Source organism: Bacillus sp. TH22 (assembly GCF_016651015.1).
GTDB classification, from domain to species: Bacteria; Bacillota; Bacilli; order Bacillales; family Bacillaceae_G; genus Bacillus_A; species Bacillus_A mycoides.
Map to the genome: position 1 here is coordinate 4,447,659 of NZ_JAEKER010000001.1, position 25,633 is coordinate 4,473,291.

Here is a 25,633-nt window from a genome sequence, read left to right on the forward strand (position 1 = left end):
AATAAAAATACGACTCATCCTTATAAGGATCGAGTCGTATTTTTATTTGCTTCTTCATTATAAACAAGTACTTGGTTAACGGCATCTTTGACAGCATCTACTACATAGTGAGCGTGCTCTTTTACCGCATCATCAGCTTGAGACATAGCAAAACTATGAGGAGTTAAGGAAAACATTGGGATATCATTGTAAGAATCCCCTATGCATGCAACCTCCTCTGGTTGTATTTGAAACTCTTGTAATAAAACAGAAATAGCAGAACCTTTACTAATATTTGGTGGCATTACATCTAAACACTGTTCAGCTGAAATGAAAGTACTAACTTTTCCATGGAATTTTTCATCGATCTTTTTTTGAAGGAGTTGTAAGTTTTCTTTTGTTCCACCGATAGAAATTTTATTTGGAAAAATTGTATCATCGATTTTCTGTAATAAATTTGGTTCTTCAACAGAAGTCATTGCTACTTGTTTTTCGAGTTCATGAATAAAAGGTGTCTTTTCTTCAATATAGTAATTATGCTCATCACTTACATAACGGAAATAAGGGTCTTGATTTGTCATAGCTAGTAAATCAGGAAGAATGCTGGAATCAAAATTTGCGGATAATAGTTGCTTATTTTCATTAGTGTATACAAACACACCATTTACACTAATACGATGGAAATTTGTATTTACAGCTTTCATTAAGTCTGCGATTTCATTATCAAGTCGTCCAGAAGCGAAGCAAAGAATAACATTTTGCTCAGCAAGACTGCGAAGTGCCGCAACATCCTGTTCATCAATCAGACCTCCATGCTGCATCATTGTACCGTCAATATCACTTACAAACATTTTAATCATGTTGCTATCTCCTTTCTATGTACAGTTGCTCTTACATTATACGCATCATATACAAACATGTCTAAAAAATGAATTTTTATCAAATGGTAGATGTTTTACATTGACGACAAAGAAGAATGTTCTGTAACATAAAAGTAGGCTATTTAAGTACGAGGGTGGTGTTATATGAGTAATTATCTAGAAATTAAAAAAGTTTTAAATAATAATGTCATCATTGCTAGCCATCCTGAACACGAGGAAGTAGTAGTGATCGGTAAAGGAATTGGATTTGGAAAAAAGGCTGAAGATGTGTTGGAGCAAGAACAAATTGAGAAAATGTTTGTTTTAAAAAATGAACGTGATCGAGAACAATACAAACTTTTAGTGCCGCATGTGAGTGAAAAGCTAATTGAATTGATGAATGATATTATGTTATACATTCAAGAAAAAGCGGAGTCTCCATTAAATGAACATATTCATATCGCTTTAACAGATCATATTTCTTTTGCAATTAAAAGGCTGAAACAAGGACTTACAATAGATAATCCTTTTTTAGTTGAAACGAAAATGCTATATCCAGAGGAATATGAAATTGCTGAAGGAGTTGTGAAACTTTTAAATTCTCGTTTGCAAATTACATTACCAGAAGGAGAAGTTGGCTTTATCGCACTCCATATTTATAGCTCGCTTACAAACTCTGATTTATCTTCTGTTAATCAAAATTCTCGTCTTATTGCACAACTTGTGTCTTTAATTGAGACAAACCTACAAATTACATTAGACCAAGAAAGCATTCATTATTTACGCCTTATTCGCCATTTACAATATGCTATTGAACGGGTGAAAAAAGGAGAAAAAGTAGAAGAAGCACAAAGTTTTGCTGATTTATTAAAATTAGAATATCCAGTTTGTTACAATTTGGCGTGGAAGCTAGTCAAAGTAATGCAGAACGAATTACAACTTCCTGTTTATGAAGCGGAGAGTATTTATTTAACGATGCATTTACAACGATTAGTGAAAGCAGAACATGTGTAAAAAGACATATATTTTTGTCTAAAATGAAAACGTTAAAAAAAATGATTGAATCGCTTACAATAGTTATGTATAATAACTATTGCAAAGTTATACAAAATTCGACAAACACATTAAGGTAAATAACGAAAACGTTTGCTTTAATTATAGTGAACTTATACGTAATCCTATTTTTGACACGTGTTACTGATTCGATCAGGCATGAGTGGAGAAAAGTTGGGAATGTAAGCTAAAGAAAGGGACATACTACCCTTTGTATAGCTATCGTTCTATCTTTTTTTTCCTCATGCCTTTTTGGCGTTTGTCGAAAAGTATCAATATAGATAAGAGAGGAAGGGTTTCCATGTTTAAGAAGATCTTTGGTGTTCTTCAAAAAGTCGGAAAAGCGCTTATGCTTCCAGTAGCGATTTTACCGGCAGCAGGTATTTTACTTGGATTTGGTAATGCATTTCAAAATCCACAACTAACAAATGTTATCCCTGCTTTAAAAGCAGATTGGTTCGTAATGGTTGCAAAAATTATGGAACAATCTGGCGATATTATTTTCGCTAACCTTGCGCTATTATTCGCAGTTGGGGTAGCGATCGGTTTAGCTGGTGGAGACGGAGTAGCTGGTTTAGCAGCGTTCGTCGGATACTTAATTATGAACAAAACGATGAGTGTGTTCTTAGAAGTAGATAAACTAGTGAAAGTAACAAGCACTGGAACAGATCCAGTGAAAATTGGATTTTCAGATCCAGCATATGCAAACGTATTAGGAATTCCAACGCTGCAAACAGGAGTGTTTGGTGGTATTATCGTCGGGATAGTAGCGGCATATTGTTATAATAAATACTTCAACATTGAATTACCATCATACTTAGGTTTCTTTGCAGGTAAGCGTTTCGTACCAATCGCAACTGCAACATTCTCTTTAGTGGTAGGTATTATCATGTGCTTCATTTGGCCATACATTCAAGGTGGCTTAAATACGTTCTCACATCAAATGATTGATGCAAATAGAACGATAGCAGCATTTATATTCGGTTTAATCGAACGTTCATTAATTCCATTTGGATTACATCATATTTTCTATTCACCATTCTGGTTCGAATTCGGTCAGTATACAAATGCAGCTGGCGAATTAATCCGTGGTGACCAAAAAATCTTTATGGCACAGTTAAAAGACGGCGTAGAATTAACAGCAGGTACATTTACAACTGGTAAGTATCCGTTCATGATGTTCGGTCTTCCAGCAGCAGCTTTAGCAATGTACCATGAAGCACGTCCGGAAAATAAAAAATTAGCAGCTGGTATTTTAGGATCTGCTGCATTAACATCTTTCTTAACAGGTATTACAGAACCGCTTGAATTTTCATTCTTATTCGTAGCACCAGTATTATTCGGAATTCATGCAGTATTCGCTGGTCTATCATTTATGACAATGCAAATTTTAGGTGTTAAAATTGGTATGACATTCTCTGGTGGTTTAATTGACTTCATATTATTCGGTGTACTACCAGGTCGTACGGCATGGTGGTGGGTAATTATTGTTGGTCTTGTACTAGCAGTTATTTACTACTTCGGATTCCGTTTCGCAATCCGTAAATGGAACTTAAAAACACCTGGTCGTGAAGTAGCGAATGCTAATGAAGGCGCAGGGAAAACAGAAGCAGGAGAACTTCCACGTGAAGTATTAGTAGCACTTGGTGGTAAAGAAAACATTGCTTCGTTAGATGCTTGTATTACTCGTTTACGCGTTCAAGTTAACGAACAAAAAAATGTAAATAAAGACCGCTTAAAAGAGCTTGGAGCAGCCGGTGTACTTGAAGTTGGAAATAACATTCAAGCTATTTTCGGACCGAAATCTGACACATTAAAATCACAAATTCATGATATTATGTCAGGCCGTACACCTCATGTTGAAAAAGAAGCGCCTGTAAAAGTGGAAGAAGCTCCTCAACAGGTTGATGAAAATGAAACAATCGTTTCACCAATTGAAGGGAAAATCTTACCGATTACAGAAGTACCTGACCAAGTATTCTCAGGGAAAATGATGGGAGATGGATTTGCGATTGAGCCAACAGAAGGAACAGTAGTTTCTCCGGTTAATGGTGAGATTGTAAATGTATTCCCTACAAAACATGCGATTGGTATTCAGTCTGAAGGCGGAAAAGAAATTTTAATCCACTTCGGTATTGATACTGTAAAATTAAATGGTGAAGGCTTTGAAGCGCTTGTAGCACAAGGTGATAAAGTGAAGCAAGGACAACCATTATTAAAAGTAGATCTTGCATTTGTAAAAGAAAATGCACCATCTATTATTACACCAATCGTCTTTACGAATTTACAACAAGGGCAACAAGTCGAATTGAAAAAAGATGGAAATGTTAAGAAGGGCGAAAACGCTATTATTGACATTCAGTAGGAATTTGACGCAAAATGTTTATAATTATAATAGGCGATGTGGTTGACCGAACATCGCCTATTATATACAATAGATGATGTAGTACTCACGTCTATACAACTAAAAAAATACTGTATTTGAAGGAGATAAATTATCATGGAAAAAATCTTTAAAGTAACTAGCGACTCAGGAATTCATGCTCGTCCAGCAACTCTACTTGTAAACACTGCAAGCAAATTTGGTTCTGACATTAACTTAGAGTATAACGGAAAAAACGTTAACTTAAAATCAATCATGGGTGTTATGTCTTTAGGAATTCAACAAGGCGCGGAAATTAAGGTCACTGCAAATGGTGATGATGCAGCTCAAGCACTAGCAGCTATCGAAGAAACTATGAAAAACGAAGGATTAGGAGAATAATGACTCTTAATATCCAAGGGATCGCTGCATCAAGTGGGATTGCTATTGCAAAGGCTTTCAGACTTGAGAATCCTGAATTTAACATTGAAAAGAAATCAATTACAGACGAAGCTGCTGAAATTGCACGCTTAGACGCTGCGCTTGAGAAAGCAAAATCTGAACTAGAAGCTATTAAGGACCACGCTTTTGCTGAGCTAGGTGCTGATAAAGCTGCTATCTTTGAAGCACATTTATTAGTATTAAATGATCCGGAATTAGTAAATCCAGTAAAAGATAAAGTAAATAGCGAAAAAGTAAATGCTGAATTTGCAATGGATGAAGTTGCATCAATGTTTATTTCTATGTTTGAAAACATGGATAACGAATACATGAAAGAACGTGCTGCGGATATTCGCGACGTAACAAAGCGTGTTCTTGCGCATTTACTAGGAATTAACTTCTCAAACCCTGGTACAATTTCTGAAGAAGTAATCATCATTGCTGAAGATTTAACACCATCTGATACAGCTCAGTTAAACCGTAAGTATGCAAAAGGTTTCACAACTGATATCGGTGGACGTACATCTCACTCTGCAATTATGGCTCGTTCTATGGAAATTCCAGCTGTTGTTGGTACGAAAGTTGTTATGGAGAAAATCCAAAACGGCGATATCGTAATCATTGACGGTTTAGATGGAGAAGTAATTGTAAACCCATCTGAAGAAACTCTTCGTTCTTTTGAAGAAAAGAAAGCGAAATTTGAAGAGCAAAAAGCTGTATGGGCAAAATTAAAAGACCAAGCAACTGTAACAAGTGATGGACATCACGTTGAGCTTGTTGCTAATATCGGAACACCAAATGATGTACAAGGTATTATCGATAATGGCGGAGAAGGCGTTGGTTTATACCGTACAGAATTCTTATACATGGGCCGTGACAATCTTCCAACAGAAGAAGAGCAGTTCGAAGCGTATAAAGCAGTTCTTGAAGGTGTAAAAGAAGATCAACCAGTCGTTGTTCGTACACTTGACATCGGTGGAGATAAAGAACTTCCATACTTACATTTACCAAAAGAAATGAACCCATTCTTAGGATACCGTGCAATTCGCTTATGTCTTGATGAGCAAGATGTGTTCCGTACACAACTTCGTGCATTACTTCGTGCTAGCGTATACGGTAACTTAAAAATTATGTTCCCAATGATTGCAACTCTTGATGAGTTCCGTCAAGCGAAAGCAATCTTATTAGAAGAGAAAGCAAAACTTGTAGAAGCGGGTACAACTGTTTCTGATTCTATTGAAGTTGGTATGATGGTTGAAATTCCAGCTTCAGCAGTATTAGCAGATCAATTCGCAAAAGAAGTTGATTTCTTCTCTATCGGAACAAATGACTTAATCCAATACACAATGGCTGCAGACCGTATGAACGAACAAGTAGCTTACTTATACCAACCATATAACCCATCTATTTTACGTCTTGTAAAAATGGTTATCGATGCTGCTCATAAAGAAGGCAAATGGGCTGGTATGTGTGGTGAGATGGCGGGAGATTCACTTGCTATCCCATTATTATTAGGCTTAGGTTTAGATGAGTTCAGTATGAGTGCAACATCTATTCTTCCTGCAAGAACACAACTAAGCAAGTTGTCAAAAGCAGAAATGGAAACATTAGCAGAAAAAGCATTAACAATGTCAACTGCTGAAGAAGTTGTTGAATTAGTTAAAAGCATATAATAGTAAAAAAACCTGAGTCGATTTGAAATCGGTCTCAGGTTTTTTTGTTACATATACCTTAGGTGATTTTATTAATTAAACTTCTCTTAAAGAGCAATTGCGATAACATCTTCTGGGCAAACACGTAAAATCCCTTCAAATCTATCGTCATTACGATTGTTTCCATTCTTATCATCTTTGTTGTTGTCTTTGTCGTCGTTATCTCTTCTTAATGCAGAGAATAGAGCAATACCGTTACAGAACCCCTCAAAAACTAAATTGCGGAATGTTCCATTTCCTTTTAGTTTAAGAAGTGAAATTTCAGTGCCTATAGAAAGATTTGCAAGTACGTTACATACAGCAGGTCGTTGTGGTCTAATTTCTTCTCTCTCTTTCTCACGATGGTTGTGCTCTCTTTCATGATGATGACAGTCTCTAAAGTTATCACAGCATCCAAATGATCCAAACATAATCCTCATCACCCCCTTCACACTTATAATCTATGTAAGTTCGGTAGTTAGTGACTGGACAGATAATGGAAATTTTTCTAGGGGATTTTCTCATTTTAAATGACTAGATGGGTATTTAGTATGGAATGATGTTTAAAATAGGGGAAATGTCACAAAAAAATGTAAAGACCACCGAAATGAATGAATTAGGTAGCCTTTACACTTTTTTACTTTTATATAAAACGATGATATATACAGGAAGAGCTAAGAGTAGTGGTGCAATGGATCGTGCAGTATGTTTTTCTGCTTCTAATTGTAACGCTTCTTCTTTTGGGAATTGTAACACTGATATGTTTGCAGCATCGCCAATAAAATATAGCAGTAGTACAGTTACTATGTAACTCAAAAGTGCGATAAAGCTTCCGTATGAACTCAATGAAAATCCCTCTCTTGTTATCTATTTGTTATCATTGTATCACAATTGTAACAAAAATACACGGTTATATTTCAATGATTTAACAAATTTCGACACAAAACGCCATATTTGTTTATGGTGATAGCGTAAAAATTACAATTTCTCTATGTGTAGATGTCGAATAATACATTGTAATATTACGGATGTGTGACAGGATATAAAAAAACGAAGGTAATGAAATTACCTTCGTTTTTATTATTTCGCCCATTCACTTACTTGTTCTACGCTCATGCGCGGTGCAGGGTGACCTTTTAAAGTGGATTCACCAATTGTAATAAGCATAATTGGTACGTAACGAGATGAAACATTGAATTCTTCCATTAATGCTTGTGGATTGAAGCCACCAATAGCGCAAGTATCCCAGCCGGTTGCTTTAGCAGCAAGCATAAGTTGCATTGCTGCTAAAGCAGCATTTGAAAAGGCAGCATCTCGTGGGTATTGCTCCCGAGTATATGCAGATTCAATATTTTTAGCTAAGCGCTCTTTTGCTTCTTCATTCATAAATCCTTGTTCTACAATTGGACCGTAAACAGGTTCAACATTTTTATATGCCTCTAAATCACCTAAAATAGCGACTACAGCAGAAGCATCAAGAATTTGTTGTTGGTTATAAGCAATTGGGTGTAATCGTTTTTGCACGTCGGCGCCTTGAAACACAAGGAATTTCCAGTGTTGCAAGTTCCAAGCAGAAGGTGCTTGAGCAGCTGCTTTTAAAATTTCATGTAACTCTGTAGATGAAATTTCTTTTTCAGGGTTGAATGCACGTGTAGATGTGCGTTCATATAAAACGTTAAAAAAGTCATTGTTTGTCATTATATATCCTCCAAATTACATATCAACTTAATATAAAATAAATGTAATATACTCCACTTACATTTTGTAAGTTATTGAATTTAAGAATATAATACCTTTATTTTAATTGTCAAGTTTTAAATAGTAAGGCAGGGCATTCATACAAACGATACAATTCATATAATCATACACTAAAAAAGGAATTTCCAGAGCAGATAAGCGAAGATAACATTCTCAATTAGCTTGTTAATATGAGTTCCTCACAATTCTTTATAAAATGATTGTGAGGAATTCAGTAAAACAAGATATATGAAGTGAGTGAAGACTAGTGATGAACATACTACATTTTTTATTAGAGAATACTGTTTTCCAAAATGTATTACAAGATCTTCAGTTGAATGTCCTTTATATAGAAGATGGATGTACACATCAACAAACGATAGAAAACGTCCATCCAAAATGTATGTTTATAGCAAATAGTTTTGAAGAAGGAGAAATATTGTTTCATAGAACTAGACCACATATTGTAATTATGTATGTAACAGATTTTGCTCAAATAAAATATATAAAGAATATATATAATTCACAGAGCACATTCATTATCATTTGGGATCAACAGATAGACAATCAGTTTGCAGATTTACTACTGTTAGGAATACGTAATATTGTTATAGCACCAGTAACTCCACAAGTGGTACTAGAGGAAGTGAATAAGAGTTTATATCAACTTTCTTTAGTGCGGCAAGTAGGTTTACAGCAAGAATTGCTTCAAACGATGTTTGATTTTCAAAATGATTTATTATTTATAGTAGAAGATGATGAGATTGTTGATTGTAATACGAATTTTTTACAATTCTTCGGACATGATAATTTATTTACGTATCGTGAACAACATTTAGTGTTTGCAGAACATCTTATTAGAGAGAACGGATATTATTCGACGACTCACGATATAACATGGCTGGATGATACTTTATCAAATGGAAGAAGAATTAAAATGTACAATTATGAAGGAGAAGCATTTACTTTTCTATTACGTGCGACACCATTACCAGAAGACTTATCGCGATTTATAGTAAAATGCACAGAGATTACAGAATTAGATGAAATCTATCAAGAGCAAGAAAGATTGGCTATGATAGATTCATTGACAGAAATATATAATCGCTTGAAATTCCAGCAAATATTGGAGACAGAGTGGGAGAATGTATTACGTAATGATGAAAAAGTTGCACTTATTTTGTTTGATATAGATAATTTTAAATCAGTAAATGACACATATGGTCATGATTTTGGCGATTTAGCATTAGTACAACTTGCAGATCTTATGAAATCTAAAGTTGAAGATCAACATGTATTTGCAAGATGGGGAGGAGAGGAATTTATAATATTAGTGACAAATACGGTAGAAAAAGAAGCGTTTCAAGTTGCGGAATCATTGCGATTTTTCATTGAAACAAAGCATTTCTCTGGAATTTCGAAATTAACAGCGAGTTTTGGAGTTGCGTTATATGAGCAAGGGATTACAAGAGAAGAGTTAATGCAAAGAGCGGATATTGCGTTATATGAAGCGAAAAAAATGGGAAAAATCAAGTATGTATATATAGAAAAGAAAAAATGTGATTTTTCGCAACAAATTGTTGCGATTTTTTTTTATTACTTGATAATAGAATATGGGGGACCATTTTAACCGAGAAGCTCCCACTTCAAGTAAGCTCGCAAGAGAGACTAAGTGGTGGGTAGTTCACATGAAGTAATTACGGAGGAACAATATGATAAAAAAAATAATGGTTATGGCTTCACTGTCTGCTGTAGTTTGCGGCGGAGTATACTATTTTCTCTATAGTCCCGATCCAAAGGAACAAGCAGTATTAACAACAAAGGTAACTCCTGCTATTGAGTCAGAGGTACAGGATAATATAGAAGAAGTACAAAAAATTGATTATGCTAGTATATCTCAAAAGTTAGATCAGTATTTAGTAGGAAAGCAATTTAATGGGACAGTTTTGGTGACAGATAAAGAGCATGTTATATTGAATAAAGGATATGGATATGCTGATGTTCAAAATAAAATAGAAAATACGCCTCAAACAAAATATCGTATCGGTTCTATTACGAAAACAGTTGTTGCTACATCCATTCTACAGTTACAAGAACAAGGGAAGTTAAATATCCAAGATAATGTAAATAAATACATTCCTTCATTTCCAACAGATAAAAATATCACGTTATATCATTTATTAACACATACCTCTGGTTTGCCTGAACATGCCAAAGGAAATGTGAATGCAGCCTCCCGTTTACAGTTAATTAATTGGATTGGACGTCAAAATGTAGAATTTCCTCCAGGAACAGGTTGGAGGTATACAGATTATAATTATATGGTGCTTGCTTTTATTATAGAAAGTATATCGAAAAAGCCTTTAGGAGATTACATAAAGGAGAATATATTTACAAAAGCAGAGATGCATGAATCGGGTATGGGAAATATGGTACCTGGAGATAAAAACTTCACGAAGGGTTATGTGAAGAAAGACCAAGATCTTGTACCAGCACAAAAATTAGGAATGGACTGGTTATATGGATCGGGTGAGATGTATACGACAGTAGGGGATATGAAAAAATTAGATGAAGCGATTATAAATGGGAAGCTTCTTTCTGAACAAAGTATACAAGCGATGTTTACACCCTCAGCAGAGAGGAAATATGCATTTAGCTTTTACATATATCCTGATTTTTTCCATAACCATGGTGTATTATCTGGTTGGAACACTTTCAATAATTTCAATAAAGAAAAAGGAACGTTTGTTATTTTATTCTCAAATGTGAAGAATAGTTTGGATGATGATTTTAATAAGGAATTTCGGAAGATGGTAAATGATTTATTAGAACAAAGGGGATGAGAAGATGGAGAATAAAAATTTATCAATAGGTTTCATCGGTATTGGTGTAATGGGAAAAAGTATGGTACATCATTTAATGCAAGGAGGTCATAAAGTATATGTATATAATAGAACGAAGGAAAAAGCGGATTCTTTAGTGCAAGAGGGTGCGACTTGGTGTGATACACCGAAAGCGTTAGTAAAGCAAGTTGATGTTGTTATGACGATGGTTGGTTATCCTCATGATGTAGAAGAAGTGTACTTTGGGATTGATGGAATTTTAGAACATGCAAATGAAGGTACGATAGCAATTGACTTTACAACATCTACACCAACATTGGCAAAACGTATTAATGAAGTTGCGAAAAGAAAGAATATATATACATTAGATGCACCAGTATCTGGCGGGGACATTGGGGCTAAAGAAGCAAGACTAGCAATTATGGTCGGTGGAGAGCACAGAATATATGATATTTGCTTACCTCTATTTGAAAAACTAGGAACAAATATTCAGTTGCAAGGCCCTGCTGGGAGTGGACAACATACAAAAATGTGCAATCAAATAGCAATTGCTTCTAACATGATAGGAGTATGTGAAGCGGTAGCATATGCGAAAAAGGCTGGACTTAATGCAGATAAAGTATTAGAGAGTATTTCGACAGGAGCAGCAGGTAGCTGGTCATTAAGTAATTTAGCTCCTCGAATGTTAAAAGGAGATTTTGAACCTGGCTTTTATGTAAAGCATTTTATGAAAGATATGAAGATTGCTTTAGATGAAGCTGAAAAATTACAATTACCAGTACCGGGTTTAACCCTAGCGAAGGAATTGTATGAAGAGCTAATCGCAGATGGAAAAGAGAATAGCGGAACACAAGTATTATACAAAAAGTATATAAGGGGGTAAATGGAATGGATCTCCAAAAGTTTGACGAGATGATTGATGCTGTGCAGCGAGCAACTTGTGTACAGATTAATGATAAGCAAAAAGAAGCTTTTAAACAAAAATACGATTTTGGACCAGATTTTGAATATGGAAGAGATGAGAAAGGACATTATGTTATCCGAAGCTCGAAAAAGATGTTAGAGGAAATGGAGTTTTATTTGGCATTGAAATATGATCGGGATGGAATTGTCCTTTATATGCATGCTGAGATTGAAGGGACATGTCATGTATCCGTTAGCTACAGTGAAGATGCACTTCATTTGCAAGAATTGTTTCAATTTCTAGAAGAAAATAAATAAAAAGTCCTCATTTGAGGACTTTTTATTTATTTAGGCAGGCATAATATTTAAGTTGGATAATTTATCCCGCTATTTGTGTGCAGTAAAACTCCCAATGATTAAAGTTTCACTTTATAGGCTGGAAGCGCGGCGGCATCGTTCAATTGGGAATGGAATAACTTGGGCAATGTGATTAGGGCCGAGCTGTTTTGCGCGAGCATGGCGTAGTATATAAAATGCGCACAGAATAGAAACAGGAATAGCACCATATAAACCAAAAAATAAAGCGCTTACACATGATGCAGCAAAACCTAAAACACCAACTTCTAATTCTTCCATAATAGCTCCTAAAATGACAGGAATAGCTCCGCATGTAACTCCTAGTATAAGTGCGATAAGTAAACTCATGATTATCCCCCTCTGTTTGCAATATTCATTTCCTTCTTATTAGTTGTAGTATATCATATACAAAACAGAATTTTCAGAAAAATTTCAAAAAAAGTTCAATAAATGTTCAAAAAAAATTCCGAAATATACTTGATAAAGTGGAATTGTGATTCGAGATATTTGATTTGAACAAACGAAAGGGACAAATCATTTTAGTAAATAAAAAATCAGGCTTACTTCAATGTTATGAAATAAGCCTGTTCCATAGGAGGATGTATATATGTAGAGTGAATAAAAGATTGGAAAAGGGGTTCCAATCTTTTATTCAACTAGCTACCTTAATAAATTGGAACCCAACCTTCTGTTGTAACAAAAATACGAATAGCTACAACTTGGCGATCATCTTGTAAGGTAAAATAATGTCTTGCATTTTCAGGTACAGATATAAGATCACCAGGCTCAAGTTCAACGTCAAAGAATCGACCATCTTTTCCTTCAATAGCGAAGATGCCATGACCGCTGACAATAAAGCGAACTTCATCGTCAGTATGATGGTGTTCTTTTTGGAAATTAATTAATAATTCGTCAAGGTTAGGTGTGCCATTTGAAAGTGAAATTACATCATGAGCTTTATAACCTCGGCGCGCTGAAACATCGGCGATTTCTTTTGAAAACACAGCTAATATTTCAGCCTTGTTTTCATCTGCTAACGAATAATTTTCATTTAAATGAGTAGGAAGCTTAGAGATGTTCCATTTCTCATATAAAACGCCTTCCTCTTGTAGAAATTTAGATACTTCCACTTCATTTTCGATACGAGTATTTACTTCATGAATACGAATTTGCGCCATTAGAAACGCCTCCTTGAATTGATAATAGTTTTATATGAAATTGGAATAAAAACTCATAAGCTTCTAATCTTTTCTTTGCATCAAAGCTATCTCGGCCCCATACGGTAATACCATGGTTACGGATTAATACTGCTCCCGAATCTTCTTGTATATGCTTTCGGAAGTTTTCTCCAAGCGTTGGGATATGGGCATGGTTTTCGATAATAGGAATGTTAATCGTTGCACCTTCTTTCCAAATATCGAGAGCTTTAATAATTTCTTGATTTTGAAGGGTGACTGCATCACTATATAAATTTGTGATGACATTATTATCAGTTGTATGAACATGAAGTACGCACCCGGCATTCGTATTGTTATAAATATGTGTATGCAATATTGTTTCTGCTGAAGGGCGTAATTCAGTCTCTAATACGGGAACCCCTAGATGATCTACTAATAGAAAATCATCTGGAGTAGTTTTTGTTTTATCTTTACCACTTGCTGTAATAAGAAAAGTAAGTGGATCATGACTGACTTTTATAGAAATATTTCCACTCGTTGCTGGAAACCAATTCCGAGTTGTTAATTCTTTTTTAATTTCACTTAAGTCATACCATTGACGAAAAAGTTGTTTCATAATTTCACCTCCAACAAATGTTTTAGTTCAGCTAGAACATCGTGAAATGTTTCAAACGGTGTATAAGCAATACGATTTTCTTCACACTTTGTAATAAGGAAGTCACGGGCGAATACTTTATCTGCTTGTTTTGTTGCTTGTAAATCAGTAATAGAATCTCCAATCACAATATGAAAATCATCTTTAGAGCTTAGTTTACGAATTAATGATGATTTACAGAGACCACAACTATGCTGACATTGCTCGTCACAAGGGTGCGGCCATTTCACTTCAACAAATTCTCCTGAAAAGTCAGTTGCATTACAATAAATTTGTTCTTTAGGGATTATTTCTTGTAAGAGTGGATAGACGAAGAAATCCATTCCACCTGATATAACGTAAAAGGAAATGTTATTTTCATTAATGAATTGTATGAATTCATGAAAACCTGTACGGATTTCAGCAGTTTCTTGTAAAAACTGAATAATATCATCGTGTAGATTAATAGGTATTAATCGAAATAATTGAGAAACACCTTCTTGAATAGAAAGTTCTTGCGATAAAATTTTTTGCTTTATTTCCTCTGCTTCTGGTGGTGCGAATTTTTCCATAATGGACATGATATTATCGTTATTTGTAATCGTACCATCGAAATCACAAAATACTTGAATACTCATAATTTCACCTCATGAGAAGGATTTCCCCATATTTGTAGTGCGCTATGCAAATTTATTTCATCCACTTCATGGAGTGGTTTACCTTGTAAAGTAGCTTCAATTGCAGCACGGAAAGCTTTGCCACCACCTTGAGCTCCATTTGGATGCCCATGAATCCCGCCGCCGGCATTAATAACAACATCCTTACCAAAATCTCGTAAAATAAAGGGAACGAAACCAGGATGAATTCCAGCAGATGGAACAGAAAAACTTTTCTTGAAATAGTGGTCTTCCTCAGTTAATGCTGCTGTAATGAGAAGAGCTTCCTCTTTTTCTAATGCAACGTTGCCGTATGGTGATGGGAATAAAGAGAAATCAGCACCAGCGTAACGTAGTAATTTTCCAAGTAGTAATGGAGAAGAGAAACCGTATAGTTTCGATGATGAATATGCGCCACTTACAGCAGGGTGTGCCATAATAGGAATTGGAATTTCATCGTCTTCTACAAGTGCTTGCAGTACATCTAATCCATAAGAAAATACATTAAATAAAAGAATGTCTGCTCCAGCTACCACCGCACGTTTCGCGTTTTCTTTTAAATCATAAGTTCGACCTGTTAAATTTACTGCGTATAAAGTTTTATGCCCGTAAGTTTCGTATACAGATTGTAAAACTTCTTTACCAGATTCAATTCTTTTTATAAGTGGTGTTAATGAGTTTTCGAATAAAATTTCATCATCTTTTACAATATCTACGCCTCCAATTGCCTGATCGCGTAGTTGAGTTTTTAAATATCCAATATTCCGTCCTATCATCCCTTTGAAAATACTCATTAGAAGAGGTCGATCTTGAACTTGTAAAAGGTTTCGGATGCCTTCAATTCCAAATTTTGGTCCAGGGAACTGTTTCTTTAATTCGTCTGAGAATGTTAAATCAATTAGTTTAATTTCTCCATCTAACGAAAGTTTTCCAAATGTTGTTGTCAAAATGGCTGGTAAGTCAGGGCTAAAGTTCAGCGATGGATAATGAATTTTAATGAGTCCACGTGATACTTTTTTGCCAAGGTAAGAGTTAATATGTTCTTGTTCGTCTAACGCTTCAATATGAATGACATTGCCTTTATGTTGTTTTAATTGTTCTTGTAATAAGTGTGGTAAATGAGTCCATGAACCAATTGTTAAACCGATTGCAATTTGTTCTGCTTTCTTTTCTAAGTTGTGAGAATCATCGTGGATTAAATATGTCGCTATAATTCCGCTCATTGTTATAACCTCCTAGTTAAATAAAAAAACCTCTCAGCTAAGGAGAGGTTTTTTTACAACCAGCTCCTTATCTGTCAGCGTAACGCTGCGAGAATTAGCACCGTGTCTACAATTGTAGATCGGTTGCCGGGTTTCGTCGGGCTCGTCCCTCCACCTGCTCTTGATAAGAAGTATTTAGAAATGTTTAAATTTTTAAGATAACTGAATTTTGTCAGATATTTTTTATGTTGTCAATGACTTTTTGAAAAAATTTAATTTATCAATTCGATTAATTGCTTCTCGTAATCTATCTTCTGTATGCAAGAGACCAACACGGACATACCCTTCGCCGTGCTCACCAAATCCAACACCAGGAGCAACTGCAACGTGTGCTTTTTCTAGTAAAATGTCAGAAAATTGCTCAGATGTATATCCTTTTGGAACAGGAAGCCATGCAAAGAATGATCCTGTTGGAATGTTTACTTTCCAACCAATTGAGTGACAAGCTGAAATAAGAGCATTTCTCCGAGATTCATAACTATTAACAAGATCTACCACACAAGACTGCGAGCCTAATAGTGCTTCGCGGGCAGCATCTTGAACTGCACCAAAAATACTAACATACATATGATCTTGCAATAGGTTAATAGTTTCGATGACACTTTCATTTCCTACTGCAAAAGCAATACGCCATCCAGCCATATTGAAAGTTTTCGATAAAGTGTAAATCTCAATACCTGTATCTTTAGCGCCGTCTGCTTGCAAGAAACTAACAGGCTTTTGACCATCGAATCCGATAGCACCGTAAGCAAAATCGTGAACAACTAATATATTATGTTTATTAGCAAAATGAATGGTTTCATCAAAAAAATCTTTTGATGCAGTAGCACCGGTGGGGTTATTTGGATAGTTTAAAAACATTAACTTTGTTCGCTCCGCAACAGAGTCATCAATTTTTGTATAATCCGGTAAAAAATTATTTTCTGCAATAAGCGGCATTGTTTCAAATTGTGCTTTTGCTAAAGCAACTCCTGATAAATAATCTGGATAGCCTGGATCTGGAACGAGAATAGTGTCACCAGGGTTTGTAAAACAAACTGGTAATTCTACTAATCCAGCCTTTCCGCCAAACAAAATAGCAACTTCAGTTTTTGGATTTACTACTACATCATATTCACGTTGATAGAATGTTGCCACGGCTTCTTTTAAGCTTTCGTGTCCGCGAAATGGCGGATATTTATGATGAATGGTCTTTTCAGCAGCATCTTGTAAAGCTTTAACGATATGCTGCGGTGTTGGTTGATCTGGATTACCTTGACCTAGATTAATAACATCGTGACCAGCTGCAACGATTTTGTTAACTTTTGCAACAAGTGAAGCGAAAAATTGTGTTGGCAATGATGTTACTATCTCAGAAGGTTGAAATAATTTCATACTTTCCACCTCTTTTGAAAGTTGTTACAATTCTAGTGACAAATGATATAATCTTTCCAGTATTTTGTAAAGAAAAAAATGAGAATGGGGCTGAAAAAATGAAAGTCGCATGTATTCAAATGGATATTGTCTTTGGAGATGTAGAAAAAAATATTGAGAACGCTAAAAAAAAAATAAGTGAAGCGATGAAAGAAAGACCAGATGTTATCGTCTTACCAGAACTATGGACAACAGGATATGATTTAACGAGACTTTCTGAAATTGCAGATACGGATGGATTAGAAACGAAAGAAAAGTTGAAAGAATGGTCGAAGCAATATGGTGTACATATTGTTGGTGGTTCCATAGCAAAGCAAACAGAGCAAGGGGTTACAAATACAATGTATGTTGTAAACAATGAAGGGAATCTAGTCAATGAATATAGTAAAGTACATTTATTTCAGCTGATGGATGAACATAAATATTTAGTTGCTGGTAATGAGACAGGTGAATTTAAGTTAGATGATGTAGAGTGTGCTGGTACAATTTGTTATGATATTCGTTTTCCAGAGTGGATGCGCGTTCATACTGCTAAAGGTGCAAAAGTTTTATTTGTTGTAGCAGAATGGCCATTAGTACGTTTAGCACATTGGCGTTTGCTTTTACAGGCGAGAGCAGTTGAAAATCAGTGTTATGTTGTTGCGTGCAATAGAGCAGGAAAGGATCCGAATAATGAGTTTGCAGGTCATTCTCTAATTGTGGATCCTTGGGGTGAAGTTGTGGTAGAGGCAAATGAAGAGGAATCAATTTTATTTGGAGAACTTAAATTCGAGAAAATTAAAGAGGTACGTAAAGGAATTCCGGTTTTTGCAGATCGTCGTCCAGAATTATACAAATAAAATGTTGACAAGTGATTTTTATTCTTGGTATAGTCTTCATCATAAAGTTAAAAATTCTAAAAATTATAAAACTCTTATCAAGAGCAGGTGGAGGGATTTGGCCCGATGAAGCCCAGCAACCGACCGTAATACCATTGTGAAATGGGGCGTTTATGACGCCAAAAGGCACGGTGCTAATTCCAGCAGAAAGTAAACTTTCTGGCAGATAAGAGGGGAGAAGATAAACTTCAAACCTCTTTCTTTGTGGAAAGGGGTTTTTCTATTTTAGAAAAACCTCTGAATGAAAAGGAGGAGAAGACGATGGGATATTATTCATTAACTGAAACAACAGCTATACAATATGCGAAAGAACACGGTTATTTTGAAAAGAAAGCAAATGTAGTTTGTCATGAAATTGGAGATGGAAATTTAAATTACGTGTTCAAATTAGATGATGGAGAGAAGTCTATTATAATAAAACAAGCACTGCCATATGCGAAAGTAGTTGGTGAGAGCTGGCCACTGTCTATAAAAAGAGCGACGATTGAAAGTAAAGCATTACAAATTTTTGCGAAGTATGTGCCAGATTATGTTCCAGTAGTGTACAGTCATGATGAAGAGTTAGCAGTTACAGTAATAGAAGACTTATCAAGACTAACAATTACAAGAAAAGGATTAATAGATGGAGAAGGATATCCACTTTTATCCCAGCATATCGGTCGTTTTCTAGCACATGTTTTGTTTTATACTTCAGATTTCGGTTTACAGTCAGAAGAGAAAAGGGTACTAGAAGGTACATTTGTAAATCCAGACCTTAGTAAAATTACAGAAGATTTAGTTTTTACGGATCCATTTGGACATTATGATACGAATGATTATGAGTCAGATTTACAGTCAGTGATTGATGAACTTTGGAGTGACAAAACTTTAAAACTAAAAGTAGCACAATATAAATATAAGTTTTTAACGAGAAAAGAAGCGCTTATTCATGGTGATTTACATACTGGTAGTATTTTTTCATCACCTTCTGAAACGAAAGTGATCGATCCAGAATTTGCAACGTACGGTCCATTTGGATTTGATATCGGTCAATTTATTGCAAATCTATTATTAAATGCTTTATCTAGAGAAGAAGAAAAGAGAAGTGTACTATTTTTCCATATAGAAAAGACATGGAGTTATTTTGTAGAAAACTTTACGAAGTTATGGATTGGTGAAGGTGTAGAAGCATATACGAAAGAAAAACAATGGTTACCAATTATTTTGCAAAATATCTTTACTGATGCCGTCGGATTTGCCGGATGTGAACTGATTCGTAGAACAATTGGCTTAGCTCATGTAGCGGATTTAGATGGGATAGCAAATAAAGAAAATAGAATTCAAGCTAAAAAACAAGCGTTATCCTTAGGTAGAGAACTAATAAAATATGAAGCCAAGTGTGCTGATATTCAACTGTTTCGAACATTATTTCAACAGACAGTTGGAGGCGTAAAAGCATGAGTACAATTATTACTATTCCGAGATCTGTAAGTTGGAAAGGTGATGCAATTGCAGTATTAAATCAAACAAAGTTGCCGCATGTCACTGAATACAAAACATTAACGAATATTGAAGATGTATGGAAAAGTATCATTATGTTAGAAGTACGAGGAGCGCCTGCAATTGGAATTGTAGCTGCGTTTGGTTTGGCGCTTGCGGCAAAGAAATACGATGCTATAAATATCTATGAGTTTCAGAAGAAGTTTAATAGAGATTGTAACTATTTAGGAACATCACGCCCGACAGCAGTCAATTTATTTTGGGCAATTGATCGTATGAGAGAATCTATTCGAGAGATTACTACAATAAAAGAAGCTCAAAAAATATTAGAAGAAGAAGCGCTTCATATTCAGCAAGAGGATGAAATGGTGTGCCGAAGTATTGGAGAACATGCTTTAACATGTTTTAAAGACGGTGATAAAATTTTAACAATTTGTAACGCTGGAAGTATTGCAACTGCTAGATATGGAACAGCATTAGCCCCATTTTATATTGGGAAAGAGAAGGGTGTGCGTTTACATGCGTATGCGTGTGAAACGAGGCCGGTTTTACAAGGTGGTCGTTTAACGACATGGGAATTGAAACAAGCAGACATTGATGTAACGCTTATTACGGATAATACTGCAGCACATGCAATTCGAACGAAAGAAATTAATGCGATTATCGTAGGGGCAGATCGAATCGTTGAAAACGGTGATACTGCTAATAAAATAGGAACATTAAATTTAGCTATATTAGCAAAGTATTTCGGTATCCCATTTTACGTTGCAGCACCGTTATCTACATTTGATACTACGAAACAAACAGGCGCTGAAATTGTCATTGAAGAAAGAGATGAAACAGAAGTTACGAAAATTTTTGGGAAACAAGTGGCGCCACTTGGAACGCCTGTATTTAACCCCGCATTTGATGTAACACCGCATGAATTAATTACGGGGATTATTACTGAGAAAGGTATTTTACGTGGAGATTATAAGCAAGAAATTACATCATTATTTGAAAAAATAAGCTAACTGCTCAGTCGCTATATAAAAAAACGGTAGAAAAGCATGTTTTTAAATGGTCGAGAGGGACTGGCTATGTATAGGAGCTGTAAGTGCCTGTTCCTACCACGCGCAACGTTTTAAAACAAAGAAAGGTAGCAAGGTGTAGGACCATTTGTATCTTCATGGTAGCAATCTATATGCTGAAAAATGAAATGTATGGCTGAGTAGTTAAAAAACAAGCTAATAAAAAATAGCTTGTTTTTTATGCCTTAAGTCTTCGTTTCCTCTTATTTATGTAATGAAGGGAGGAGAGAAAGATGGAAGAGTGGATCGGGATGATAGGTAATGTGGGCTTTCCAATTGTTGTAACGCTATATTTACTCCATCGGATTGAAAGTAAATTAGACGGAGTGATTGTTGCAATTGAGAAACTCCCTAAACAATTACTAAAGTAGAAAGATCCTCGCGATAGAAAGTAAAATAAAGTTTGCTCGCGAAGAGCAAACTTTATTTTTTATCCCGCATTAATGGGCAGTAAAAGCCCGATTGGTGAAGGCTAATAATCAGTGGGGATGAACAAAACCCCCACTGATTAAAGTTTCACTTTATTGAGCAGTATAACCACCATCGATAACGACAGCTTGACCAGTTATACCTTTTGCTTTTTCACTCGCTAAAAACATAGCATAATCAGCAATTTCTTGTACTTGTAGCAAACGTTTCTGTGGTACAAGAGGATAAATGACATCTTCTAAAACATTTTCAAGTGGTACATTTCGCGTAGTTGCTAAGTCTTGTAGTTGATTTCGTACAAGAGGGGTATCAACATATCCGGGACAAAGAGCATTTACAGTAATTCCATGAGTTGCTCCCTCTAAAGCAGCAACTTTTGTTAATCCAATTACACCATGTTTGGCACTATTATAGGCAGCTTTTCCAGCGAATCCAACAAGTCCGTTAATCGAAGCAACATTAATAATACGACCATATTTTTGCTTTTTCATAATCGGAAAGGCATGTTTGATGGCGATAAATGGAGCGATTTGCATAATTTTAATAAGAAGCTCGAATTTATCAGTTGGAAAATCTTCAATCGGTGAAACATGTTGCATTCCTGCGTTGTTAATTAATACATCTAATGAGCCGAAGTGAGTAACTGTTTGAGAAATTGCTGCTGTAATTTCTTCTTCAGATGTAACGTCACATTTTAAACCAATGGCTTGATAGCCTTCTTTTTGCAATTGTTCAGCAGCTTCTTTCGCACGTTCTTCAAGACGATCACTAATGACAACTTTCGCACCTTCTTTTGCGAAAGCACTTCCCATTTCATAACCAATACCGCTCGCAGCACCTGTTAAAAAGACAACTCGATTTGTAACCATGATGAAAAACACTCCTTCATAATAAAAGTTCTCTTATTGCTCTATTTAGAGAGGTGATAATAAAATTCCTGCAAACATTTGGAAAAATATTGCTAGCTATCTTGTTTTGCAAAGTAGCGTTTGCTATACTATTTTGTAAAGCAAGATACTTACGCTTATCTATCTTGTAAAACAAGATAGTGGGAGGATTTGAAATATGTCGACAAGTCAAATGCTGAAAGGGATTTTAGAAGGATGCTTACTTGCTATTATTTCTGAAGGTGAAATATACGGTTATGAAATGAGTGAAAGATTAGCGAAGTATGGTTTCACAATGGCGAGTGAGGGAAGTATTTATCCGTTATTAATACGAATGCAAAAGGAAGGATTAATAACAAGTGTAATGAAGGAATCTCCATCTGGTCCAAAGCGAAAATATTATACATTAACAGAAAAAGGCGAGGAAGCACTGGATGAATTTATGGATCGCTGGGAAGCGATGCAAAGTAGTGTAGAGCGTCTACTTGAAGGGAAGGGGAGAAAAAAATAATGTTATCAAATGAAGCGCGAAATTTTTTATTAGAAATGAGATTATTTTTAGCGGCAAAGAGTGTGAAAGAAAGCGATATTGAAAATTTTATAGAAGATGCGGAACTCCATTTAATTGAGGGTGAGAGTGATGGGAAAAGTGTAGAAGATATTTTCGGAAGCTCACCGAAAGAGTATGCAAATGAACTTGTAAAAGTAATGGAAAGAGATAGACAGGAAACGTGGAAGCAAATTGGTTTTACAGTAATGAATATTGTATCGTTTTGGATTATTGCTTCTATCTTAATAGTGAATAACGGAATGTTACAGATTTCACTTATTCAGTGCGTTGGGTATAGTTTTTCCTTGATTTTAGTTGTTATAGGTCCTAATTTTTTACTTCGCAAAATGACCTTCGTAACAAGTTTTACAAAAACGTGGTTTTCTATGTGGTTTTTAGTCATGATTGCGCCAATGTTTTTAATAGGAGTTGTTACGATATTAGATGTAATCTATCCTACCAAAATGTTTACATTCACCCAAACGCAAAGTTATATATTAGCTGGAGCTATTTTTATTATCACAGTAGCGATAAATATATATTTTGAAGGATGGTTTAAAAATTTATATTTAATTATTCCGCTTTCTATTATGTTAGTTTTTAAAACGTTCACATCGGAAGATCTCGTGCCAATGTTATTTCAAATTATATGTTTATACGGAAGTATGTTTATTTTAATCTTCCTTGAAATTATGATGAAGGCGAATAGAAGAGAAACGGTTAATTAAGGGAGGGATTCTAATGCAAGTTTCTAAAGAAGGGGAAAAGTTTTTAATCGATACGAAAGTGTATTTAATTACGAAGGGAATTAAAGAAGAAGATGTAGATGCTTTTCTAGAGGATGCAGAGCTACATTTAATAGAAGGTGAGAAAAAAGGAAAGACGGTAAGTGATATATTTGGTGATTCGCCAAAAGAATATGCAGAAGAATTAGCGAATGAGATGGAGAAGGATAAAAGCGGGAGTATAAAGACTATTTTAGGAATGATAATTGGGATAGGTGGATATTGGTTAATTACAAATATTTTATTTGAAAGTCCGAATCATGAATTTACATTAACGAATGTACAATTGATTGGGTACCCAATTGTTTTAATGATAACTATTGTGGCTATTATTTTTGCTTTTAAGATGTCATCATTTAAAAGCAAAATAAAAGAATTTAGCATTATTTATGTAGCAGCTTTGCTACCAATTTTATTACTAGTATTATTAATGTTTATGAATAAATGGTATGGGACACCTGTATTGCAATTAACTACTATGCAAAGTTATATACTAGCTGGAATTGTCTTATTAGTGTTGTTAATTGGTGAAGCTTTTATACTTGGATGGATTGGAATATTAGCTGTTATCGTACCGCTATTAATTATGTTTGTATTTAAAGAATTAGGGAAGCAAAACCCATATTGGGGAATACTAGAGCCTTTACTTCTGTACGGAAGTTTGTATGTATTAATGCGATGGTCTTTGAAAAATGAGGAGAAAAAAACTGTAAGCTAGCTTTATATTAATAGTGCACGAACTGAATTTTTTATTAAGGGGGGAACAAATATGCAAAGTATATTTCTAGGTATATTGTCTATTATATTTTTAGGTTTAACGATTTTTGGGCTATATACTACCTTTTCGAAAAAGGTACATGATGACTATTTCGATACTTTATTAGATGACACATCGGGTTATGTTTTGTTCTTCGGTTTAATAGGAAAAGGGCTGCTCTGGATATGCAAAAAAGTATTTCCAAAGAAATATTATATAGGTATTTTTAGAGGGATTACGTTTATCTTTAGTTGTATGTTTTTATTTCTAGCAGCCGGTATTTGGTTTGTTGATTGGAATATATTGTTGTAAACAGTAACAATATCGTTACTGTTTTTTTCTTTGTAATAAAGAACTTTGTAAGGAGAGTTCCTTTTGTTCGTTTGTTAATAAGGAATGAATATGGACGTTTTCAGGGCGAGGGACTATAGGATACATAAGATTTGTTGGAGAAGGGTGGTGCTCCGATCCAGTTGGAGAGTGGGGATCTGCGTGCGTAAGTTTTCCATGAATTCGTCTTGTAAATAAAATATGACCAATTTCGTGAGCGAGGGTGTATATATTTTTCATTGGAGCAGCTGAGTTTGTTAAAACGATGTAACCAGTAAGTTGCTGTTGTTTCGCTAGAGAGTAAGCGCAAGCGATTACTGCGGTTTCTTTGAAATAATCACTGCCAATATAACAAATATAAAGGTCACATTCAGGAGCTTCGTTAACACAAGTTTGAAAAAAAGATGATAATTTTTCCTGACTTTGAATGGAGTTTTTATAACTAATTTCTCGATTAGAAAAACGGAAAAGCTCGTTTAGTACAATTACTTCTTTAATTTGAAATGTAATGGGATGCCAAATTGATTCTGCAACTGCTAAATCTTTTGCAATACGGTCGTCAGAAATATCGGCGCCTGGAGTAATGCAAACACATATATTAACGTATGAATCCATAAGGAACACCTCAAATGAACAAATTCTTCCTATAATATATGTGGGAAAAGATTCTATGTATGGATAAACGCCTTGTTTATCGCACGAATATATATAATACAAGTCGAAAAAATTTCATAGTTCTATAACGTAGTATGGTCATCTTTTTGATATAGTAAAGAAAAGGGGGAGAATATATGTATACATTAAAAATCGTTTCAGACAGAGAAGCTCTGTATCAATTTGCGAGCTATGTAAGAGTTGTGCAAGGGGTTGAAGATGTATATGTAGAGGTGGGAGAACCTTTATATGAACATCCATTAATGAAGTTTTATGTACATATTACAATTGAAGAAACATATGATCAGCATAAAGTGTTACAAGAAATAGCTAGGTTAGTAGAATTAGGGCGTTTTACATATGTCCATTATCATAATGAGGAAATTGAAGAAGCTTTTGAAGTTGTAAAATACGAAAGCTTTAAGAAATAAAGTGAAACTTTAAT

General features: G+C 35.0%; 28 protein-coding genes, 1 pseudogene and 2 riboswitches. Of the genes and pseudogenes, 17 read left to right on the top strand and 12 right to left on the bottom strand.

What is annotated here, in order from left to right:
• Positions 1-20 precede the first annotated feature (20 nt).
• The gene (locus JFU18_RS22810) at positions 21-839 is read right to left on the bottom strand and encodes a Cof-type HAD-IIB family hydrolase (protein WP_002014903.1); all 819 of its coding nucleotides are present in this window, start codon (positions 837-839) and stop codon (positions 21-23) included.
• Positions 840-1,004: 165 nt separating this feature from the next.
• Here JFU18_RS22810 and glcT point away from each other — a divergent pair, with 165 nt between their 5' ends.
• The 4 genes from glcT to ptsP all read left to right on the top strand — a co-directional run bounded on the left by glcT (position 1,005) and on the right by ptsP (position 6,368).
• Positions 1,005-1,853: a glucose PTS transporter transcription antiterminator GlcT gene (glcT, locus tag JFU18_RS22815; protein WP_002033914.1), complete on the top strand. Its 849-nt coding sequence runs from the start codon at positions 1,005-1,007 to the stop codon at positions 1,851-1,853.
• A gap of 340 nt (positions 1,854-2,193) precedes the next feature.
• Positions 2,194-4,257 carry a PTS glucose transporter subunit IIABC gene (ptsG, locus tag JFU18_RS22820; RefSeq protein WP_002014901.1) on the top strand — a complete coding sequence of 688 codons (2,064 nt, stop codon included), beginning with the start codon at positions 2,194-2,196 and terminating at the stop codon, positions 4,255-4,257.
• Positions 4,258-4,392: 135 nt separating this feature from the next.
• Positions 4,393-4,656, top strand: a complete 264-nt coding sequence (ptsH, locus tag JFU18_RS22825) for a phosphocarrier protein HPr (RefSeq protein ID WP_002033915.1) — start codon at positions 4,393-4,395, stop codon at positions 4,654-4,656.
• A complete protein-coding gene (ptsP, locus tag JFU18_RS22830; RefSeq protein ID WP_201031725.1) occupies positions 4,656-6,368 on the top strand; it encodes a phosphoenolpyruvate--protein phosphotransferase in 1,713 nt (570 codons plus the stop codon). The genes ptsH and ptsP overlap by 1 nt, the downstream gene beginning before the upstream one ends.
• An 86-nt stretch (positions 6,369-6,454) precedes the next feature.
• Here ptsP and JFU18_RS22835 read toward each other — a convergent pair whose 3' ends face one another.
• From JFU18_RS22835 to JFU18_RS22845, 3 genes are all read right to left on the bottom strand, one after another.
• Positions 6,455-6,817: a DUF3915 family protein gene (locus tag JFU18_RS22835; RefSeq protein ID WP_085312280.1), complete on the bottom strand. Its 363-nt coding sequence runs from the start codon at positions 6,815-6,817 to the stop codon at positions 6,455-6,457.
• A gap of 196 nt (positions 6,818-7,013) precedes the next feature.
• On the bottom strand, positions 7,014-7,232 hold the full coding sequence (locus JFU18_RS22840; protein ID WP_002088422.1) for a hypothetical protein: 219 nt from the start codon (positions 7,230-7,232) through the stop codon (positions 7,014-7,016).
• A 234-nt stretch (positions 7,233-7,466) separates the two neighbouring features.
• Positions 7,467-8,084 carry a nitroreductase family protein gene (locus JFU18_RS22845; protein WP_201031724.1) on the bottom strand — a complete coding sequence of 206 codons (618 nt, stop codon included), beginning with the start codon at positions 8,082-8,084 and terminating at the stop codon, positions 7,467-7,469.
• Positions 8,085-8,394: 310 nt separating this feature from the next.
• On the opposite strand from JFU18_RS22845, the pseudogene JFU18_RS22850 reads away from it, so the two are divergent.
• From JFU18_RS22850 to JFU18_RS22865, 4 genes and pseudogenes are all read left to right on the top strand, one after another.
• Positions 8,395-9,686, top strand: a pseudogene (locus JFU18_RS22850) (GGDEF domain-containing protein).
• 149 nt (positions 9,687-9,835) lie between these two features.
• Positions 9,836-10,966 carry a serine hydrolase domain-containing protein gene (locus JFU18_RS22855; protein ID WP_201050342.1) on the top strand — a complete coding sequence of 377 codons (1,131 nt, stop codon included), beginning with the start codon at positions 9,836-9,838 and terminating at the stop codon, positions 10,964-10,966.
• A 4-nt stretch (positions 10,967-10,970) separates the two neighbouring features.
• Entirely contained in the window at positions 10,971-11,849 is an 879-nt protein-coding gene (locus JFU18_RS22860) for an NAD(P)-dependent oxidoreductase (protein WP_201031723.1), read from the top strand.
• A 5-nt stretch (positions 11,850-11,854) separates the two neighbouring features.
• A complete protein-coding gene (locus JFU18_RS22865) occupies positions 11,855-12,187 on the top strand; it encodes a DUF3909 family protein (protein ID WP_002014892.1) in 333 nt (110 codons plus the stop codon).
• 111 nt (positions 12,188-12,298) lie between these two features.
• Here JFU18_RS22865 and JFU18_RS22870 read toward each other — a convergent pair whose 3' ends face one another.
• From JFU18_RS22870 to JFU18_RS22895, 6 genes are all read right to left on the bottom strand, one after another.
• Positions 12,299-12,574, bottom strand: a complete 276-nt coding sequence (locus tag JFU18_RS22870; RefSeq protein ID WP_002033923.1) for a hypothetical protein — start codon at positions 12,572-12,574, stop codon at positions 12,299-12,301.
• A gap of 317 nt (positions 12,575-12,891) precedes the next feature.
• The gene (locus JFU18_RS22875) at positions 12,892-13,404 is read right to left on the bottom strand and encodes a 1,2-dihydroxy-3-keto-5-methylthiopentene dioxygenase (RefSeq protein WP_002165123.1); all 513 of its coding nucleotides are present in this window, start codon (positions 13,402-13,404) and stop codon (positions 12,892-12,894) included.
• On the bottom strand, positions 13,382-14,020 hold the full coding sequence (locus JFU18_RS22880) for a methylthioribulose 1-phosphate dehydratase (protein WP_201031721.1): 639 nt from the start codon (positions 14,018-14,020) through the stop codon (positions 13,382-13,384). The genes JFU18_RS22875 and JFU18_RS22880 overlap by 23 nt, the downstream gene beginning before the upstream one ends.
• Positions 14,017-14,676, bottom strand: a complete 660-nt coding sequence (locus JFU18_RS22885) for a 2-hydroxy-3-keto-5-methylthiopentenyl-1-phosphate phosphatase (RefSeq protein ID WP_002128925.1) — start codon at positions 14,674-14,676, stop codon at positions 14,017-14,019. The genes JFU18_RS22880 and JFU18_RS22885 overlap by 4 nt, the downstream gene beginning before the upstream one ends.
• Positions 14,673-15,917 carry a 2,3-diketo-5-methylthiopentyl-1-phosphate enolase gene (mtnW, locus tag JFU18_RS22890; RefSeq protein WP_002143008.1) on the bottom strand — a complete coding sequence of 415 codons (1,245 nt, stop codon included), beginning with the start codon at positions 15,915-15,917 and terminating at the stop codon, positions 14,673-14,675. The genes JFU18_RS22885 and mtnW overlap by 4 nt, the downstream gene beginning before the upstream one ends.
• Positions 15,918-15,981: 64 nt before the next feature.
• A riboswitch (SAM riboswitch) is annotated at positions 15,982-16,087 on the bottom strand.
• Between the two features lie 52 nt (positions 16,088-16,139).
• On the bottom strand, positions 16,140-17,330 hold the full coding sequence (locus JFU18_RS22895; RefSeq protein ID WP_201034281.1) for a pyridoxal phosphate-dependent aminotransferase: 1,191 nt from the start codon (positions 17,328-17,330) through the stop codon (positions 16,140-16,142).
• 14 nt (positions 17,331-17,344) lie between these two features.
• On the opposite strand from JFU18_RS22895, the gene JFU18_RS22900 reads away from it, so the two are divergent.
• The 4 genes from JFU18_RS22900 (at position 17,345) to JFU18_RS22915 (ending at position 21,167) form a co-directional block, all read left to right on the top strand.
• Positions 17,345-18,208 carry a carbon-nitrogen family hydrolase gene (locus tag JFU18_RS22900; protein ID WP_002131202.1) on the top strand — a complete coding sequence of 288 codons (864 nt, stop codon included), beginning with the start codon at positions 17,345-17,347 and terminating at the stop codon, positions 18,206-18,208.
• A gap of 71 nt (positions 18,209-18,279) precedes the next feature.
• Positions 18,280-18,420: riboswitch (SAM riboswitch) on the top strand.
• Between the two features lie 88 nt (positions 18,421-18,508).
• Entirely contained in the window at positions 18,509-19,687 is a 1,179-nt protein-coding gene (gene mtnK, locus JFU18_RS22905) for an S-methyl-5-thioribose kinase (RefSeq protein ID WP_002190558.1), read from the top strand.
• Positions 19,684-20,739: an S-methyl-5-thioribose-1-phosphate isomerase gene (mtnA, locus tag JFU18_RS22910; protein WP_201031717.1), complete on the top strand. Its 1,056-nt coding sequence runs from the start codon at positions 19,684-19,686 to the stop codon at positions 20,737-20,739. The genes mtnK and mtnA overlap by 4 nt, the downstream gene beginning before the upstream one ends.
• Before the next feature lie 290 nt (positions 20,740-21,029).
• Positions 21,030-21,167 (top strand): YvrJ family protein, encoded by a 138-nt coding sequence (locus JFU18_RS22915; RefSeq protein WP_002014881.1) that lies wholly within the window; start codon positions 21,030-21,032, stop codon positions 21,165-21,167.
• 150 nt (positions 21,168-21,317) lie between these two features.
• Here JFU18_RS22915 and JFU18_RS22920 read toward each other — a convergent pair whose 3' ends face one another.
• Positions 21,318-22,094, bottom strand: a complete 777-nt coding sequence (locus JFU18_RS22920; protein WP_002190555.1) for a 3-hydroxybutyrate dehydrogenase — start codon at positions 22,092-22,094, stop codon at positions 21,318-21,320.
• A 196-nt stretch (positions 22,095-22,290) separates the two neighbouring features.
• Between JFU18_RS22920 and JFU18_RS22925 the strand changes: the two genes are divergently transcribed.
• Genes JFU18_RS22925 through JFU18_RS22940 form a run of 4 tightly spaced genes read left to right on the top strand, consistent with a single transcriptional unit; the run spans position 22,291 to position 24,516 of the window.
• Positions 22,291-22,623: a PadR family transcriptional regulator gene (locus tag JFU18_RS22925; RefSeq protein WP_002014879.1), complete on the top strand. Its 333-nt coding sequence runs from the start codon at positions 22,291-22,293 to the stop codon at positions 22,621-22,623.
• Positions 22,623-23,390, top strand: coding sequence for a DUF1129 domain-containing protein (locus JFU18_RS22930; protein WP_201034280.1), 768 nt, complete (start codon positions 22,623-22,625; stop codon positions 23,388-23,390). The genes JFU18_RS22925 and JFU18_RS22930 overlap by 1 nt, the downstream gene beginning before the upstream one ends.
• A 13-nt stretch (positions 23,391-23,403) precedes the next feature.
• A complete protein-coding gene (locus tag JFU18_RS22935; protein ID WP_201034279.1) occupies positions 23,404-24,165 on the top strand; it encodes a DUF1129 domain-containing protein in 762 nt (253 codons plus the stop codon).
• 51 nt (positions 24,166-24,216) lie between these two features.
• Positions 24,217-24,516: a hypothetical protein gene (locus tag JFU18_RS22940; RefSeq protein ID WP_002128914.1), complete on the top strand. Its 300-nt coding sequence runs from the start codon at positions 24,217-24,219 to the stop codon at positions 24,514-24,516.
• A gap of 15 nt (positions 24,517-24,531) precedes the next feature.
• On the opposite strand, the gene JFU18_RS22945 is transcribed toward JFU18_RS22940, so the two are convergent.
• Positions 24,532-25,149 carry an ImmA/IrrE family metallo-endopeptidase gene (locus JFU18_RS22945; RefSeq protein ID WP_113937160.1) on the bottom strand — a complete coding sequence of 206 codons (618 nt, stop codon included), beginning with the start codon at positions 25,147-25,149 and terminating at the stop codon, positions 24,532-24,534.
• 176 nt (positions 25,150-25,325) lie between these two features.
• On the opposite strand from JFU18_RS22945, the gene JFU18_RS22950 reads away from it, so the two are divergent.
• Entirely contained in the window at positions 25,326-25,619 is a 294-nt protein-coding gene (locus JFU18_RS22950; RefSeq protein WP_201034278.1) for a DUF3928 family protein, read from the top strand.
• The last annotated feature ends 14 nt before the right edge of the window (positions 25,620-25,633 follow it).